We start from the raw sequence: 16728 nt of genomic DNA, 5'->3' as shown, positions 1-16728 counted from the left end.
AATTTAAAATGAAAACTGACGATCCCTCAAATCATTTTGACCGAACAATTTAACTGTAAATTTTGATTTTATGTTGGGTGTCTAAAGACCCTCAATCCACCCTCGCTAGCGATAGTTTTTCTAGGCATCATGTTGAACTCGATTTGCTCCATCAATTGTTCAAACGCAGGGCCATAGATGATATCGTGAAAAATATCCAATAGTTAAATGGTTTATCGTAGCTTTTATCTAGGAACCTATTGGCTAGTTGGGGGAAGATGCTCTTCTATTCGTTTCATCATGTAGGGAAAAAACGGATTGGATGACAGGCGAAGGATTGAATCCAAACTCATGATGAGGACCTGTCGTTCACCACGCGAAGCGGTGGTTCCTAACTGAATGCCATATTTTTTCGAATCTGGAAAAAGGCCATATAGGCTATCGTTTACAGGAAAGGGAATGGCAACATGGGACAGAGAGTAAACATCACGTGGATAAGTTAAACCCAGAGGGGAAACAATTTCATTTAAAGTTCCAGCTTCAGTAATACGTTCGACAACATCAATACTGTCAACATTCGCATTGGTGATGATTACGGTGCGAAATTTTCGCGGAGGTTCATTTAAAAGCTGGGTCACCGCCGTATCTGCGGAAGGGCGTAATAAAAGACCTAATTTAGCGGCTCTATTCAAATCAAATAATACTAATTCACTACCATTTGCAGGAAGATGGGCATAAAAAGCAGTAATTATTGCACGCGTACTCACTGTAAAATCCATTACAGACTGGAACGTCAATACAGTTGGAAGTTCAATTAGCCGATCTTCATTGGCAAGGCGTACTATTTGTTGTTGTAATGCTGCAGTTAAACGATGAGATTGCCTTGCTCCATTAATAGGAAAAGAATTGTATTTAAATGGATTGAATTCAGGAAGTATGCTAAGCCAAGCTGCTTTTGCAAATGGTGGTAAGATAGCCGGCAGGGCAGCAAATCCGGCAAAGCGAGCGAAGCGGGTGATTCCTATCATTGGTGAAATTAAGATAATCTTATCGGGTCGTGTTAATTGTTTATTTTCAAGAGAATCAAGTGCATATTTTAATGCCAGTGCTCCGCCATTAGAAAAACCTACGAGATGAAGGGGTTGTGACGGTCCTACGCGTCTTCGTGCTTCACGTACAGCCAGCTTAGCTGCCGCTAGCCAATCTTCCCATTTGACATCCGTTAACGCGGCAGGGACTGTGCCATGAGCAGGTAATCTAATCGCTATGGCAACATAACCATGGGCGACATATCGTCTGGCAATATGGCGCAGGCTATAAGGAGAATCAGTCAGTCCATGTAAGAATACAACAGCTCCAACAGCAGGACCTTGGGGTTCAAGTATATACGAGCGATTCCAATCAGTGGAAAACTTTTCGGGATAAACTGGGCTTCCAGAGAAATATCGATTAATCGGAATACGCTCTTTACTATTTAATTTTTCAGTTACTTCGGTTAGTACAGCGTCAAAAAGGGCATTTTCTACTCCTATGTATTGTGCCCAATTAAGTTTATCAAGTTCTTTGGCATGTTTTTCTTTTGGGACATAAGTATGCCATAGCTCCAAGGCTGGGCCACGTTGCGAATCAAATATCCTTAACCCGAGCAAAACTACAAGACATAAGCAGAGAAGTTTAGTTAGTGATTTCAGTAATTTAAATAATCTAGCTCTCATTCTGGCTCTTTAGTGATATAGAAAATTAATTTACTCCTAGGGGATGCCCTAATGAATGCATAGTGCCCAAACCATGCTGGAAAGTTATTGCACCCATAGTAGAGGCTAACATTCGGGGGAGAGAAGATTTGGGCCATCTTGTACTTCTTGCGGTAAATTATCTTTTATTAAACTTATTCCTTCAATCCGATATCTTCTGCCATTGGATAACCATTAGCACAACAAGCTTCTAGATTATGAGACAAAGCATCCATCTTGTTAGCTTACCATCACTAAAATGAGAAAGATATTCTGCTTCTCACGAGTTATATTCCGATCCTCAAGATTGTCTCTTATGGGGTATAATGAGTTATAAAAGCTTTAAAAGGGGTTCAGTCGTAAAAAAGCCATATTTCGTATCCTCGTAAAAACTCACTTCACCTGTTGCGATATCATGATTTCCCCCAATAATTCCGCACTCGCCCGTTTCAATAAGTTCTTTCAAAATGGGGCTGCGATCCATAACTGCACGTACGGTTCTATGTATATTAATAGTAGTAACCTTTTCCACAAATTCCTCGTTACTTGATGTACGGTTTTCGACTATAGTTTTCTCAGCCCTGACAGCAGGTTGTATTTTACTTAGCAAGGCAGTCAAATTACCCATTTCTACATGATCACATGCGCCTCTTATTGCGCCACATTTTGTATGCCCCAAAACCACTATGATCTTCGCCCCTGCTACTTTGCAAGCAAACTCCATACTTCCTAATATATCTTCATTAATAATGGTTCCCGCAATGCGCACACTAAATACATCGCCTAAACCCTGGTCAAATATCAACTCGACCGAGGTACGGGAGTCGATACAGCTTAAGATGATTGCAAATGGATGTTGTCCATCAGAGGTTTCATTCGCTTGCTGCAACAAGTTTCGATTAACTTTTAAATTATTTACAAAGCGTTTATTTCCTTCTTGCAATAAGTGCAATGCAATTGCAGGTGTAATAGCTTCTTGCATTTCTTTAGTTAATGTTTTCATTTTTTATACTCCTACATAGGCCTGGGTATTAAACAGGCTCAATAAAATCGATGGTTTCAACAGTAATATTTTTCTGTTTTGCGTTTATTCTATAATCACGGATGTATTCAACTACATCGTAGGCAATAGACTTTGAGTTTGAACAATCAATAATAACTTTTGAGTAAGGTGGAAGGGTATCGAGAGCTTGAATTATGCTGGCTTTATTAAAGAAAGAGACCTCTTCTGCCAATACGAGATGATGAACCGCATGTTCATTTTCCTTGGTTATTGTATCTTTCATATAATAGGCATTCCGATAACTGTGGCGTAAGGTATAAAAAATACCAAACGCAAGACCAATACAAATTCCTTTAAGCAAATCAGTTGCCAAAATGCCCACAATGGTAGCAACAAAAGGAACAAATTGCTCGGATCCTAATCGATATAAATGTTGAAACAACGCTGGTTTGGCTAGCTTATAGCCTACCATAATTAATATAGCCGCAAGGCTCGCAAGGGGAATCAAATTTAGAAATTTAGCTATAGTAGCAGCACTAATTAGTAAGAAAATACCATGCAGTATTGTAGAAAGCTTGGTTTTCCCACCAAATGCAATGTTTGCAGAGCTACGAACAATGACCTGGGTAATAGGTAATCCACCACACAGTCCGGACACTATATTACCAAGTCCCTGTGCTTTTAGTTCTCTATTGGTTGGCGTCACCCTTTTAAAGGGATCTAACTTGTCGGTGGCTTCCACACAAAGCAGTGTTTCTAGACTTGCGACAATGGCTAAAACAATAGCAGTTTTCCAGACTTGGAAATGGCTTATTGCAGAAAAGTCTGGAAAAGTGAATTGTTTGAAAAATTCGATCCAATTATTCGCAACAGGAATCTTCACTAAATGGTCTGGAGCCAAACTAAAATTTAAGATATTCGATTGATACAGCAGGTTCATTGCAATTCCCATTAATACAACGACAATGGGGCCTTGTATTAATTGAAAAATCTTATGCTTTTTTGTTAAAACGGTTTCCCAAAAAATCAGCACTACTAATGATAAGGTGGAAATTAAAATTGCACCCGGTGTAAATGCATTGAATGCACTACTAATGGATGTAAACGTGGTTTCACCACTCGTTTGAAAATAAGAAAGGTCGCCTACTGAATCATTATCATAACCTAAGGCGTGGGGAATCTGTTTTAAAATAATCAATATCCCTATACCTGCAAGCATCCCTTTGATGACTGAAGAGGGGAAAAAATAAGCAATAAATCCGGCTTTTGCATAGCCCATAATAATTTGTATAACACCAGCTATAATAACCGCTAATAAGAATGCATTCCAAGAGCCTAATATGTTGATGGCAGAAAATACAATAACAGCTAGCCCCGCAGCAGGTCCGCTAACGCCCAGGTGTGAGCCGCTGGCTGTACCGACTACTATGCCGCCTACTATCCCTGCTATAATGCCTGCGAACAAGGGGGCACCGGAAGCTAAAGCAATACCAAGGCATAATGGCAGTGCTACAAAGAATACTACAATACTTGCTATAAGGTCGCTTTTGAATTCTTTGAACATGTTATATTTCCCCTCTATAGAGCACATATTGCTTACTAATTGTTAAGACACTGAAGTCTATTAAGTCTGGAGAATGGGGGTTATGCATTTGATCCACCATTCTTAAAGGGATTATCTGGAGTATGGCTCCATATAGTCTTTACTTCATTAACTGCCGAGCGGATGACTTCATCAGATTGCAAACCGCCTTCAAGATAAGCTAACCCTTGAAGTAGCCAATTCGCTAATTCTGGTTGAGCCAGTTGATAATAAACCTGATTCCCTTCTTTGCGTTGTTTGACTACCTTGTTGGCTCTTAAGATAGACAGATGCTGTGATACCACTGAGTGACTCGTTCCTAAAATTGCTTGAAGACCGTTAACGTTTTGTTCACCTGTATGCAGTTCCTCTATGATTCGAATACGGTGCTGGTGGGCTATCGCACTTAAAAATTCTGCCATTTTCTCGGAAATTAATTTTCTAGCGGGCATGGTAAATTCCAATATTAGTATATTCTAATATAATAATATATTTATTCTTATTTGCAACTTAAATTCTATAACTTCGCTTTTGCTAATACAGAAGGACTGTAGCCTATCCAATACCAAATTTTACCTACATCCATGGGGTAATCTGTGCGACCTTGTGCACTTGGCTCAGCCAGCTCATTCAAATACTCATTAAATTGCACGGCATCAAACAGGTTCTGCCATTTAAATAAGGAGCTATTTGCTCACAACTATCAACTAATAAGATTTGGCTGATCTATCCTGGCTGTTATGTGATACACGTGCTAATGAAAAAATAATCGAATGTACTGAAAGATATTTACAATTTTGTTATATAAATTGACGATTATGAAATAATTAATTACCTTGAGTATTGGTGTCTGTTCTTAGATGGTCATAACAACATTTTCACTTAAGGAGAAAACATGTTAATTAAATTGATACTTGGGATACGTAAGTTTCAGGATGAATCATTTAAACAAATGGAGAGCATTTTCAAAAAATTGAGTACGGCGCAGACCCCAGACATTCTATTTATAACTTGTTCTGATTCGCGTTTATTACCAAGTCTTTTAACACAAACAAAACCAGGGGATCTATTCATCATTCGTAATGTAGGAAATATTATTCCACCCTATAACGTTCCCTCAAGTGAAGCAGCAGGGCTTATGTTTGCTCTAAACGAACTTCCTAGCATAAAAGACATTATTATCTGTGGCCATTCACATTGCGGGGCAATGAAGGGTTTATTAACGCCTAACCTCAAGGAACGTCTGCCTGAAGTTGCTTCATGGCTAACCCATTCTCATTCTGTCTTAAAACAGATGAATGATTCCAAGGAACTGGATACTCATGATTTTAATTTAAAGTTACTTCAAGCCACTAAGTTAAATATTTTGGAACAGATAGAACATTTAAAATCATATCCATTAATTGCCGAAAAATTAGCTCGGAAAGAACTTGCGATCCATGGCTGGTTCTATGAGTTTGAAACGGGTGAAGTATTTGTTTATGAGCCTCACCATCAAGAATTCTATCCATTAGAAAAAGCATTAGCTTTTGCCGTTTCTATGCGTCGGGATAAAATTATTGAACAGGTAGCGATGAACTATCTTGAGCCTTTAACTAATCCCCAGACAGTTAAAGAATATAAAGAATTAATGGAGTTATTTTTGCATCTTGAAAAAGACGTGTTACTCATCTGGCAGGCAATAAAAAAAGAAGTTACTTTAAAATTATGGGAAGAATTGGGAGATCTTTATTGCAGTATGGATGATGTTCAATTTAAGCATATGCTGGAAGAGGGCTGCCAATTAAAACTAATTAATTTAAAAAAGTTCCAAAAAAATATAGAGGAATCGGCAGGGTATCAGTATTATATGAGACAAATAATGCGCTATTCATTGTTTACCGCACCGACTCCTAAATCAATTAACACAAGTGAAGGATTTGCTATACCTCGGATGGGAATAAACTTATTTCACGACAATTAAAGGATGCATGTGAGCCGCTAGCCGATTATGGGCATCGAAATAGGTTAAATTGGCACCCACAGGAATTTGACGAGTCAGGCCTTCAAGTCTCCTTGGGGATAGATGATATTATCGATATGCTTTTTAAAAAAATATAAATTTCATGTGCTGAGTTCCTAGCTCCCCCCGGATTATTATTATTTCGATGAAACCATTTGAGGTAGCGAATTACAGTTCTCTTTTGTTAACTTACGCACTTCTCTCGTTACTGTCTGCTCTTTAGAAAAAAAGCTTACGCTCCTTAGGACATGTTCTGGTGTATTCATCTCTCTTTTTTTAAATATGGGCAGAACATCCGCAGCTAAACTGTTTTGAGACGCTGTGTAGAGTTTAGCAATTAAATTTTCTTGGGAAGTTCTAATAAGCTGCAGCAAAGAAGGCCTATGCATTCCTTCGATCGCTTCTTCAATAAGATTTTTTAATTCACTACTCCTATTCGCATATTTTTCCTTTAGGTTTAGAATTTCATTGGGTGATTTTTCCTGTAATTCTGCGGTCATTGGGTATTCTATAAACGTTTCATTGCTCTGTAACATGAGCATTGCTATTGTAGGTAATAATTCTGTTTCCAATACATTATTTGGAGAAAATTGTTGGGTAATTGGATCGACAAAGCGATTAAACCGTTTAAATCCCTTTTTCGCCAGTAGATCACATAATTTTATAAGTTCTAAATGAGTAATCGCGATATTTATAGCTTTAAAAAAGGTTTTTTCAGTGTATTTATGGGCTTCAATTGCCAATTCTTTATTTCCCTCATTAATTGGATCACTTTGCATTTTCTCATAAAAAATAGAGTTCTCGTTGTGACGCTCAGAGGTATGTGCCAAGGTTATTGTCATGCCTAAGTAAGAAGAGGCAAGCGTGTCGATTTTATGAGGAATTTCTATAGGGTAATGGACTAAATCACCTTGTTGATATAAATCTTCAGTAATTTCTATTATACCTGTTTGTCCTTCTAAAATAGCTCTTCTATATGATGTGTCTTCAGAAACACCGTCTTTAATGGTGGGAACTAAAGTATAACGATTAAAAAGGGGTGCTACATCAGTTTTAGCATATTGATGATTTTTAAATCCCCCAATTAAAATTCTAGAGGCCAATTGCCAACTATGTTCATGTATATGGTTTTCATCGTCCCTAATTTTTCTCTTTAAATTACTTACTACATATCCGGGTTCATCGGATTGTTTCACCATGTTATAAGTATGTAATCTTAAAGCCCATTCATGGGGCTCATCGCCTATCATAAGAACTAACTTATCAAATAGATTGCTTCTTCGAGATAGGGAAATAGACATTTGGGTTAGCTTAGGCGTGTCTCTAATTTCTTTTAATAAATTAATAATGTCATCAAGGGTGAGATTTTTAATATTTTTCGCTAAAGATTTGGAGGTAGGGTTGTTTAAATAATGGGATTTATATTTCTTTGTTATTCGAGCGTGTATTTCCTTATAACTTTTAGGCACAAATGTCCTCCTTCTTCATCAATGAAAAGATATATCTTGAATACTTATAAAGTATCATGATCATTAATTGATGACTATATACAAATATTTTTCATTAGGCAATAAATCTAAGGTGGATTTTAGAGCACTACTGTTGTTCGCCTTTATTGATATGTTACGCGATCATTGATTAAATGCTGTAAATGCGACCAAAACATCAGGACACATGCTATAAAAAGCATATTTGGCATCCAATTTGCGATTACTGGATTCAAATAAGATAAATAGCCTTGTTCGATATTGCTGGTGCCCACTAAACGAAAACCAATGCCCGCGAAATAACTTGCTGCAAATGCAAGCACTGTTAGTAACAATAATAATAATGCGTGTTTATAATGATGAAACTTTATTGTCTTATGAAATAATGAACCAGATTTAGCTAAATGTTTGGGCAAATCTTTAATGCTCACACTATAGAAAAATACTGTAGGTAAGGTCGCGATAAAACCTACAATGAGAGCCGTCATGTTTTGATATTTGGGATCAGCATTCAAATTGCTATGTAACAGCATTTGTAATCCTTTAACACATTCGGGAATAAAATTAATGATAATCGAAATTGCACTAACAAAAGCCAACATATATCCCGCAACGAGTGATATTCTTCTAACCATATGATCTTTTGACGAAGATTTAGCATCAAACGAGGATTGAGTATTCTTCTGTTCGAGAATAGTTCGAAAAAAACGACGTGCTCCTGCATATCGAGTAGCAAAGTACACGATTAAATTGAGATAAAAACCAATGAGCTCACCAGGTACTCCTAAAAAAGCCATCGTCTCTTTGCCAAGCTCTGCAAAAATCAGACTGGTTATGAAGCACCATATGAAAAGTCCATTTTCAAGTAATGAAACTCTGTTTCCATCCAATTTTTTTGAAAATTTGTTTTTTAAATAAATAAGGTTACTTTTAATGAGTTCTAAAACTGTTTGTGTAGAACCCAAAAGATATTTCTTATTAAGACCCGTCAAGACAATAGCAGTGGCCAGCAAACAGATGAGTCCATAGAGGAGTTGACCAATGGATTGATTCATTAGTAAGTGACCAATTGCATTTAAAGAATCAAGTGATTTAAGGTTTCCATGCTCACTTTCAAGTGCTGCAAATCCAGATAATATGCTAGTAGGTAATGCAACTAATGCACTGATAGGATAAATTATTTGATTCAGAATCACTTTCCTTTTTTGCTGTTTCTGTTCCGTTTTTTTCTGATCGGTCTCTTGGGCTGTAGTTGTAGACAAGAAACTACCAAGAGTTTGTCCCACTCTCTCTGACGACATGTTATTACCTATCATTGATTGTTATACAGTTTGGATTTTTGTGAACAAAATAAAACAAACGGAGTATTCGGGTTACGGTGAATTCCTCTTTTATTGTGCACAGTTTAAATAAGATGATAAATTTTTTCACTAAACTCCTTCGAAGTCAAGAATCCAAGATAGACCATTTGACTACCTATTCATTAGTGAAGAGTTACACGTTATGCTATTTGGATAGACTTGACTAGACACATACATCTAGTCAAGTCTATATCATTACCCAAGTGACTGAGATTTTGTATCATAGGGAGCGTGTTGTGCCTCTTTCTTTGTTGGTTTTGAGGAAGCAAACAATCCAGACACTTCTGAAAAACTATGGGAGCGGTGAAGCTTAGATGCTTTAGGAGGATTGGCCGCTTCAGTTTCTTTCGGCTTGCTGGGAGTATCACAACAGTCTTTACCAAAGAATACCGTTTGTGTCACAAGACCAATTGATCTTTCTTCTTCGCGAGTCAATTCTTGTACCGTATTAGACGGTTTTACATCGTGTGCCGCTAACTTCGCTGCAGTGTATAAAACTCCTGCCCATACCTGGCAAATTTCAAATCCTGGAGTGCCTCCAATTGCAAAATTGACTGACTTTCCACCATTTAAAACATAGATTGTACGACCATCAAACAACTTATAAGGTGACAAGTGTAAGTTTTCTTCACAATTGCAACGATCTTCTTTTGAATTTGTGCTTTGAGCTGCTAGTTCTTGAAAAAAGTCATCGCTGAACTCATCATCTGGCGAAGTACATGATGCAATAAACAACACAGGTTGCGTGTCCACCTCAGAAGAACGGTCAATTTTTCGAAGGTCAGCAATATCTTTGCTGCACAATACTTTTGATCCAGTTGCACTAAATAAAATCTGTGCTTTTTGTAAAGCAAGTGCTTTAGCTTTTTTATCGGTCCCCATTACAACCTGATGTCCGTCAATCATGGCTAATTGCGCGCGCAGTGGGTCAATTTCAATCACTGTGACTTCTGGAATTCCTCTTTTTCTACAACTATTTGCAATACTCCGGCCGATTTTTCCATAACCGATAACACAAGCATGTTGTAAAGAATTTAAAGCCGAATGCACACCATAAAGGATTGTATTGCTCGCATCGCAAATAGCAACACCCGTTTGAGCATCTTCCAACTCTTTAATGTTACTACGAGCAACAGAAAGATTAGGCATCGCCGTTTCCTTTAAAGCATTATTCAGTTTGTAGTGACCATTTTCAGTGACCTCTGCAATACCAATTAATCTTTTGCTCACTTCCGGATCAGACATCATCTCTTTAATAGCATAAGAAAAATAACCACCATGGTCCAATATAACCAATTTTTCATTAGCTTCTGTGTTTTTTAAAACGAGATCAATCGCTACACCAGGTTTTTTAAGGTCCTCTTTTGTAACATCTAATATTTTGCAGTGTTTTTTGGCAAATTCCTCAGCTTCTTTAACATGAGTAGAACTTTTCAAAATTACACCCGCTATTTTGCCAAGTTTAGCTATAGAATCCACATGCGATTCAAAAGTTTGCAGACAATGATCCACTACTAAGAAAGTAACATTACCATCAATTTTTAGATTTCTTTTGCATAAGTCAATGATTTTATTGTAGTATTTTGAGGATTTAACATCAATTTCAGACCAAGATTTAATATGTTTCTGTTGCATTTACCACTCCGATTCGCGTTTTAAATTTACTTATTATCTAACTTAATAACAAATATCTTATAAATGAAACTGTTTGGGTTATTATTGAGCTCCGGAATGATACGCAACGACGCCCTCAAAAGCAAGAAAAACTTGCATATTTTTTGTATTTTATGGTCATTTAGTTGAATGTTTTAAATCAAGCGATATATTCTAATATGTTGAATTTAATAATAAAAATTTAAATAGAAGCATCCTGGGAAAGATATCTAGTTTTTCTAAAAAAATAAGAGGTTATGCACCTGTATTGAGAGAAGTGTCACGCGGTATTTATTGTAATAAGAAAGTGATTTCAAAAGAGAGGCATATTTAGTTTTTAAAAGTATATTGTATAATTGGGTGCGTTATTTTAATCAACGCCTCCCTGAGATTAGTAAATATCAAAGGGCCACAGAAAACCTACATCAATAGATTTTTACAGCACTTCTGGATCATTAGAAGTTTCTGCTAGCGAAATAAAAATGCTTCTCAAATATTGGGAGAAGCATTTCTATAGATGCCTATGGGTCTTCGCCACGAGCTTTCTAGGGGGATTATAAACTCGCGTAATACGCAGTTGCAATTACACCAACTGTTGCTATTACTGGCACCACTCGTTTCCCGAAGAACCCGCACCAACTGTTGCTCGTTGGAACAACAGGATTACTTTCAACAGGCTTTTCTTTTTGTAAAGAATCCGCTGTGCTTTTTTTGCTAAGATAAGGACAAGTGACTGAGTAATCTAATTTGGAATGCTTGGGCGCATCAGAAGCTCGGACAGGTGGAGTAATTGATTCATTAACAAGCTTATTTACCTTAGGAGCGACAACAACCAGATCTGAATCATCCAATTTGACCTTAACAGATCCAATGCGATAACTTTGGAGCCATCCATCTGCAGTAGGAGAATGTCCCTTATGCACAATTCGATACATCTCCGACATATCTCTATCGACAAGTGCTTTGGAAAGAAAGATGCCGCCTCCTGCTTTATGGATATCCAGAAATCCAGTGATGTCATAAACATTCCCATCAACGGTTACCCAGCAACTTTCTTTTGTATTGTGTTTATTAATTTCTTCCAGAGTGAATTCTCTCTTCGAAACAGAAGCTTCAGCACTTCTGCCATTGTCAGTTTCAGAGAAGCTAAACGCTTCATATACTAATTGAGCGTTCCCAATCATTTTTGAAAATCTCTCTTCGCCTAATGCCTTCTTAAAAGTTCCCAAGAGTCCTTGAGTAAAGGGTATGCTTCCGCAGACATAAGCGCGAAATTCTTGTTGTTTAAAACTATCAATAACAGTACCAATGGCTTTAAGTTTGTCTTGAGGAGAGTCGCCACTATCAATTTTATTTTTTGTCAACCACTCAGTCCGTTTGTTTTTTCCAGTATAAATAACACAACACTGGAAATTGGGTAGGTGTTGAGTGTTTTGCTTTAATTGTGTTTCCAGCCAATCTTCTTTTTCTGAGCGCGTTAAATAAACCAGGCATACTTGATTAGTAAATCCACTTTTATCCAACTCAGACAAGAAGTGAGTAAAAGGCGCAATTCCATTACCACCAGCAAATAACAAAATTGGTTTATTTTTGTCCTTGGGCAAGGTAAAACTTAATGGAGGCAAAATGTGACAACTCACCTCTTGACCCAAATTTTCTTCATTAGTTAAAAAATAAGACCCTGATCCGATTTCTCCACTTTCATAAACTTGTCTTTTCACCAATAAGTTAACAGTGCCTTGTTCTGCATCCACAGAGTTAACAGAATAGACTCTGTCTGGTGCTGGTAAAAAATTTCTCTCTAAACTTATTTGAGCGCCTTTTTTGAGTGAACGAACAAGATGATGTAAGTCTACGTACAAAAGTAATTCTTTTAATGTAAAGTTACTTTTTCCTGCGGTTTCTGGCCATTTGCTAAGCGCGTCTCTCCATATTTGATTACTGTGAATATCAACTGCTGCATTAAGATCTATGCTTAGATTCAAGGTGTTTAATAAGATTCCGAATTCAGTTAAATGTTTTATAGAATTTTTAATAGGAATGTAAATGCAAGCTCCAGGCTGAACACGCGCAATAATACCTCTGGCATCGCCCTGTTTACCATCACAAAGTTTAAGCTCAACACTAAAACTTCCGCTTTCTTTGCTTCCTTCGGAGGATATTTTTTCTTGACGGGCAATTTGAAAACGAATAACGTTTTCAAATTCTGCATTTTTTCTTTCATTCCTTGCCTCTTCTATTTCCTCGCCGAGCTTCGCATCTAATTTCCTACCGCTTTGGTTAACATTAGATTCAGAAGTTACAACGATGCCACTCATAGCAACTTCTTTATGTATTCCCAAAAAACCATGTTGTCCAGCATATGCTTCTGTTATTTGTTGGAACTTTATTTTTAAGGATGTATCCGAACATTGTTGAATAAACTCTTTAAAGTTCGCATCTCTTATAAAGTGTATAAAACGTCTATGATTTTCTGGCAATAAGGTTTCTGATGCCTGCATTGCTTTACCTAAACGAGACTCATGTATATTCCTACCTATAAATGCATCCAGTACATTAAAAAGACTAACATCTGAGCCTAATTGAGCAACTTCTTCCGGATAACATGGTCTAACAGCTTTCATAACCGTGTCGCCCCATGTCTTAAGATCGATATAACTTTTGCCAGAACCGTGATGAAAATTGTAAAACTCTAAAAATGTCTTAGCAAAACCTTGGACGGAATTTAAAATAATGTCTAATTGTTTGGATAACAAAGACATGTCATTCATTTCCATAGCTTTGACTGCATTGTCTATCGCAGAAATCGCAGGGGCAATATGCGCTTCAAATACTACCACCCCAAGATTAGTTACTATTTCTTCTCTATTGTCAAAAAGCGGCACTAACTGTTCGAGTTTTTCTAAATCTTTTAAATTTTCCAGACTATGTTGTTCTTCAGGATTTTTATAGCGCCAATTGCAATAGGTGGTATCGCTACTTGTAAGAATTGGAAACTTTGGTGAATGATTCATTCTTTCAGCCAATTTTTGCCAAAGTATAAACAAATTAGAACATTCAATATTAAAATGTGGCGAAGTTTTTCCAAGGGCATTTAAAATATAACCATAGGCATGCCCAAGCTTCCCTACTATTAATTTTGCTCTTGCTAATTCACTATCAGTCAAGTTGCCAATCTCTGCAATCAATAATGAAGTATTTAATTCGTCATTTAACTGTTTGAATGCTTCAATATTTTTTTCTTTAACCCAGGTTTTTAAATTTTTTGCAGCATTGTCCAATATCGAAAATTTTGCAGGCAAAGCTGATGCAGGAACTACCGAGGGTAATAATCCAAACTCCGAAGTAACAAAACCTATAGTAAAATCACTCTTGGCGCTTAATTGTTTTAATATACCCTTCGCATCTTTGCTCAACGTTTCTTTACTAAACATATGAATTTTTCTCGGCATCGGTTAATTTGGCGAAGAAATATACTTTATTTTCGATATATATTCAAATATTGTGAGTATTGACCATATTTTTGATTATTTAAGTAAAGAGTAATATTTGGATGCATGTTAATTGATCGTGATCCAAAAAAAGTGCAGTCATACATCAGAGGTGAACATTTTTTGAATCACGATGCATTAAATATGGCTTTGGGGTGAGCGGAGTCTGGTACTTAGCCATGAACAGTTAATTGAGTCTTAAAACGTTCTAACTCTTATTTTTATAATAATGAGTAAAAGTGAATGTGCTGTTTAAAGTGTCTAGATTGCGTCTACATGGAAATTTTGAAATCTCGGGTAAGTCGTTGGCTCTCATGGGTGGCCAGAGGCAGAATCGAACTGCGGACACGAGGATTTTCAGTCCTCTGGTTTAAAAATAATCCATTGATTTTATTATAATTTATATCAAAGGAAACCATTGCAAATATCCTACGATGTATCACAGTGTCGTACTCAAATACGCAAATTTCCCACAGTCAATTTTTGATGATTTTGTTGGGCTCTGTATTTTGCATTACATCGATTTCTCTGCAATTAGGATGTATTTCATTGCAACTTGAATTAAGTCTACTAAGGTAGAGGAGGGTCTTTTGTCTTCTTGGGACATAACATGGAAATTTGGACATTACCTAATATAATTATATAAGGATACGCTACTTAATGCGCATAAAATGAAACATAGAAAGAAGCCTTATAAAAGTAAGAGTGGAGGCTTATTCACAAAACAACAGGAATCTAATGAGATAGCAAAGTCTACTTCTGAAATATCTATTGTTAAGAGAAAAGAGGGAAAAAAACATTCTCAGAGTTCTTATGTATACAAAGAAGCCCTCAATTCTAACTTTGGTGAAATAGAAGCTTTTAATGGCTTATGTTATCGCATGCTACTTGGAGAACATGCTGCAAAAGTGAGGGGAGTTCATGATGATTCAAATGCTACCATTGCTATTGTTTCAAAACTTATTCCTGACTATTTATCTTTTTACAGCTATTATAAACAGAATAACAAGAGGGGAGTAAGCACAGAAGATTTTATTAAACTCAAGTTTCCGCAAATTTTAGTTGCAGCTTACTGCGAGGAAGAAAATGATTTAAACGCAGAAAATTTTGGGTTTGGACGCAATAAGGAAGGTGAAGTAATTTCGGTTAAAATAGATCACGGTGAAAGTACATATCCGGTTGTATCCCAGCAAAGGGACGTTCCTGCTAAAAGTCCATTTATTATTACTGCTAATGATATAGTTAACTTCCCAAGATTAAAAGACGCAGGCCCTGCAATCTTTGTCCATGAATATCCAAAAAAATTATTAGATGTTGATGAACTAGTTCATAATGAACATTTTATTTCACAAAAATACTATAGTTTTCTGAAACGCATTCTTATTGATGACCTTAATTACATGGAAATAGCAAAAGCAACTGTTAGTTCGGAGGAATTAAGAAAACAACTTGTTGCAGATAAAATTGAAAGAACGTTCCTATTAACAACAACACTAATAGCTATCCCTGAATTTAGGCAATATATTAATCAAAATCCTTTAGTCATAGATCAAATTATTAAAGAATTTAGAGAATTTAATGATGAAATTAGAAAGCCAGAGGATAAACTTTTGAGAATCGATACACAAAAAGTATATTCTAAGTTTTTAGATATTGCCAAAGTTTGTAAAGAAATGGAGCAACCTAAATTCGACAGATCAGAGAAGTATCAGTCCGGACCAGATAATTTGACGGAGGAATTGAGCGAAGAAGCATTAATTGCTTTACAAAACCTTCCCAAAGATTTAGAAGAAATTGAGTTAGAAATTAAAAACTTAGAAAAAATTATAGCGAGTGAAGCCAAAAACGACTTGTCTATATCTCAAGAGACTGAAAAACCTATTTATAATGTTACAACCCCGACTGCATTAAGTATGGAAACTACAGAGACTTCCACTTTATCTCCAACTGCTACTCTTCCGGATAAATTAAAAGCTAGGAGTAATATTATTAGAATCCCTACTAATGAGAGAGAGGAAAACATTTTCGCTGTTAACGCGGTATTAAATAATGATGATTTAATGAAAGGACAAGATGGCAATATTCCTACTATTATTCAAGAAATACGCAATATAATGGAGGATATTGATTATTTAGATGATAAAAAAATTGCCTCGGCTATTATTCAAATCAAGGATAGGATAAACAAATCAGATGAAAGGAATCATAGTAATAATACTCTGGAAATTATTGATGTATTTAGTCAACCGAGCCATATAAATTTCAGGGTGATTCGAGACTCTTTATCTAAAAATGAATCTATGGAAAAAATAATGGCTCCTATTAAAGTGGGGATGCGTTTGGACTAGTTTATTTAGTTTAAAGGGGCTTGGTTTCTGCACCTCACTATATCAACTAAAAAAGACTTTCCAGTGCATGGAGCCGCAATCAAGCTTAC

The 16728-nt window shown here is 36.4% G+C and carries 10 protein-coding genes; 2 read left to right on the top strand and 8 right to left on the bottom strand.

Going from position 1 to position 16728, the window contains the following annotated elements:
• Positions 1 to 236: 236 nt before the first annotated feature.
• The 4 genes from LXO92_RS13090 to LXO92_RS13075 form a co-directional block, all read right to left on the bottom strand.
• Positions 237 to 1694, bottom strand: coding sequence for an alpha/beta hydrolase (locus LXO92_RS13090; RefSeq protein ID WP_232891134.1), 1458 nt, complete (start codon positions 1692 to 1694; stop codon positions 237 to 239).
• A 349-nt stretch (positions 1695 to 2043) separates the two neighbouring features.
• Entirely contained in the window at positions 2044 to 2715 is a 672-nt protein-coding gene (locus LXO92_RS13085) for a carbonic anhydrase family protein (protein ID WP_182349992.1), read from the bottom strand.
• 28 nt (positions 2716 to 2743) lie between these two features.
• A complete protein-coding gene (locus LXO92_RS13080) occupies positions 2744 to 4279 on the bottom strand; it encodes a SulP family inorganic anion transporter (RefSeq protein ID WP_220471038.1) in 1536 nt (511 codons plus the stop codon).
• 80 nt (positions 4280 to 4359) lie between these two features.
• On the bottom strand, positions 4360 to 4749 hold the full coding sequence (locus LXO92_RS13075) for an ArsR/SmtB family transcription factor (RefSeq protein WP_182349990.1): 390 nt from the start codon (positions 4747 to 4749) through the stop codon (positions 4360 to 4362).
• A gap of 443 nt (positions 4750 to 5192) precedes the next feature.
• Between LXO92_RS13075 and LXO92_RS13070 the strand changes: the two genes are divergently transcribed.
• Positions 5193 to 6260: a carbonic anhydrase gene (locus LXO92_RS13070; RefSeq protein WP_232891133.1), complete on the top strand. Its 1068-nt coding sequence runs from the start codon at positions 5193 to 5195 to the stop codon at positions 6258 to 6260.
• A gap of 176 nt (positions 6261 to 6436) precedes the next feature.
• Here the strand turns inward: LXO92_RS13070 and LXO92_RS13065 are convergent, their stop codons facing one another.
• The 4 genes from LXO92_RS13065 to LXO92_RS13050 form a co-directional block, all read right to left on the bottom strand.
• Positions 6437 to 7768, bottom strand: a complete 1332-nt coding sequence (locus LXO92_RS13065) for a hypothetical protein (protein WP_232891132.1) — start codon at positions 7766 to 7768, stop codon at positions 6437 to 6439.
• 143 nt (positions 7769 to 7911) lie between these two features.
• Entirely contained in the window at positions 7912 to 9087 is a 1176-nt protein-coding gene (locus LXO92_RS13060; protein WP_232891131.1) for a hypothetical protein, read from the bottom strand.
• A gap of 255 nt (positions 9088 to 9342) precedes the next feature.
• Positions 9343 to 10782 carry an NAD-binding protein gene (locus LXO92_RS13055; RefSeq protein ID WP_232891130.1) on the bottom strand — a complete coding sequence of 480 codons (1440 nt, stop codon included), beginning with the start codon at positions 10780 to 10782 and terminating at the stop codon, positions 9343 to 9345.
• A 572-nt stretch (positions 10783 to 11354) separates the two neighbouring features.
• Positions 11355 to 14234, bottom strand: coding sequence for a cytochrome b5 domain-containing protein (locus LXO92_RS13050; RefSeq protein WP_182349985.1), 2880 nt, complete (start codon positions 14232 to 14234; stop codon positions 11355 to 11357).
• Positions 14235 to 14962: 728 nt separating this feature from the next.
• Between LXO92_RS13050 and LXO92_RS13045 the strand changes: the two genes are divergently transcribed.
• A complete protein-coding gene (locus LXO92_RS13045) occupies positions 14963 to 16639 on the top strand; it encodes a hypothetical protein (RefSeq protein WP_182349984.1) in 1677 nt (558 codons plus the stop codon).
• Positions 16640 to 16728: the final 89 nt, after the last annotated feature.

This window comes from Legionella resiliens (assembly GCF_021344005.1).
GTDB lineage: Bacteria > Pseudomonadota > Gammaproteobacteria > Legionellales > Legionellaceae > Legionella > Legionella resiliens.
Note: the sequence above shows the minus strand (reverse complement) of the source record. Positions and strands in the feature narration are given on the sequence as shown.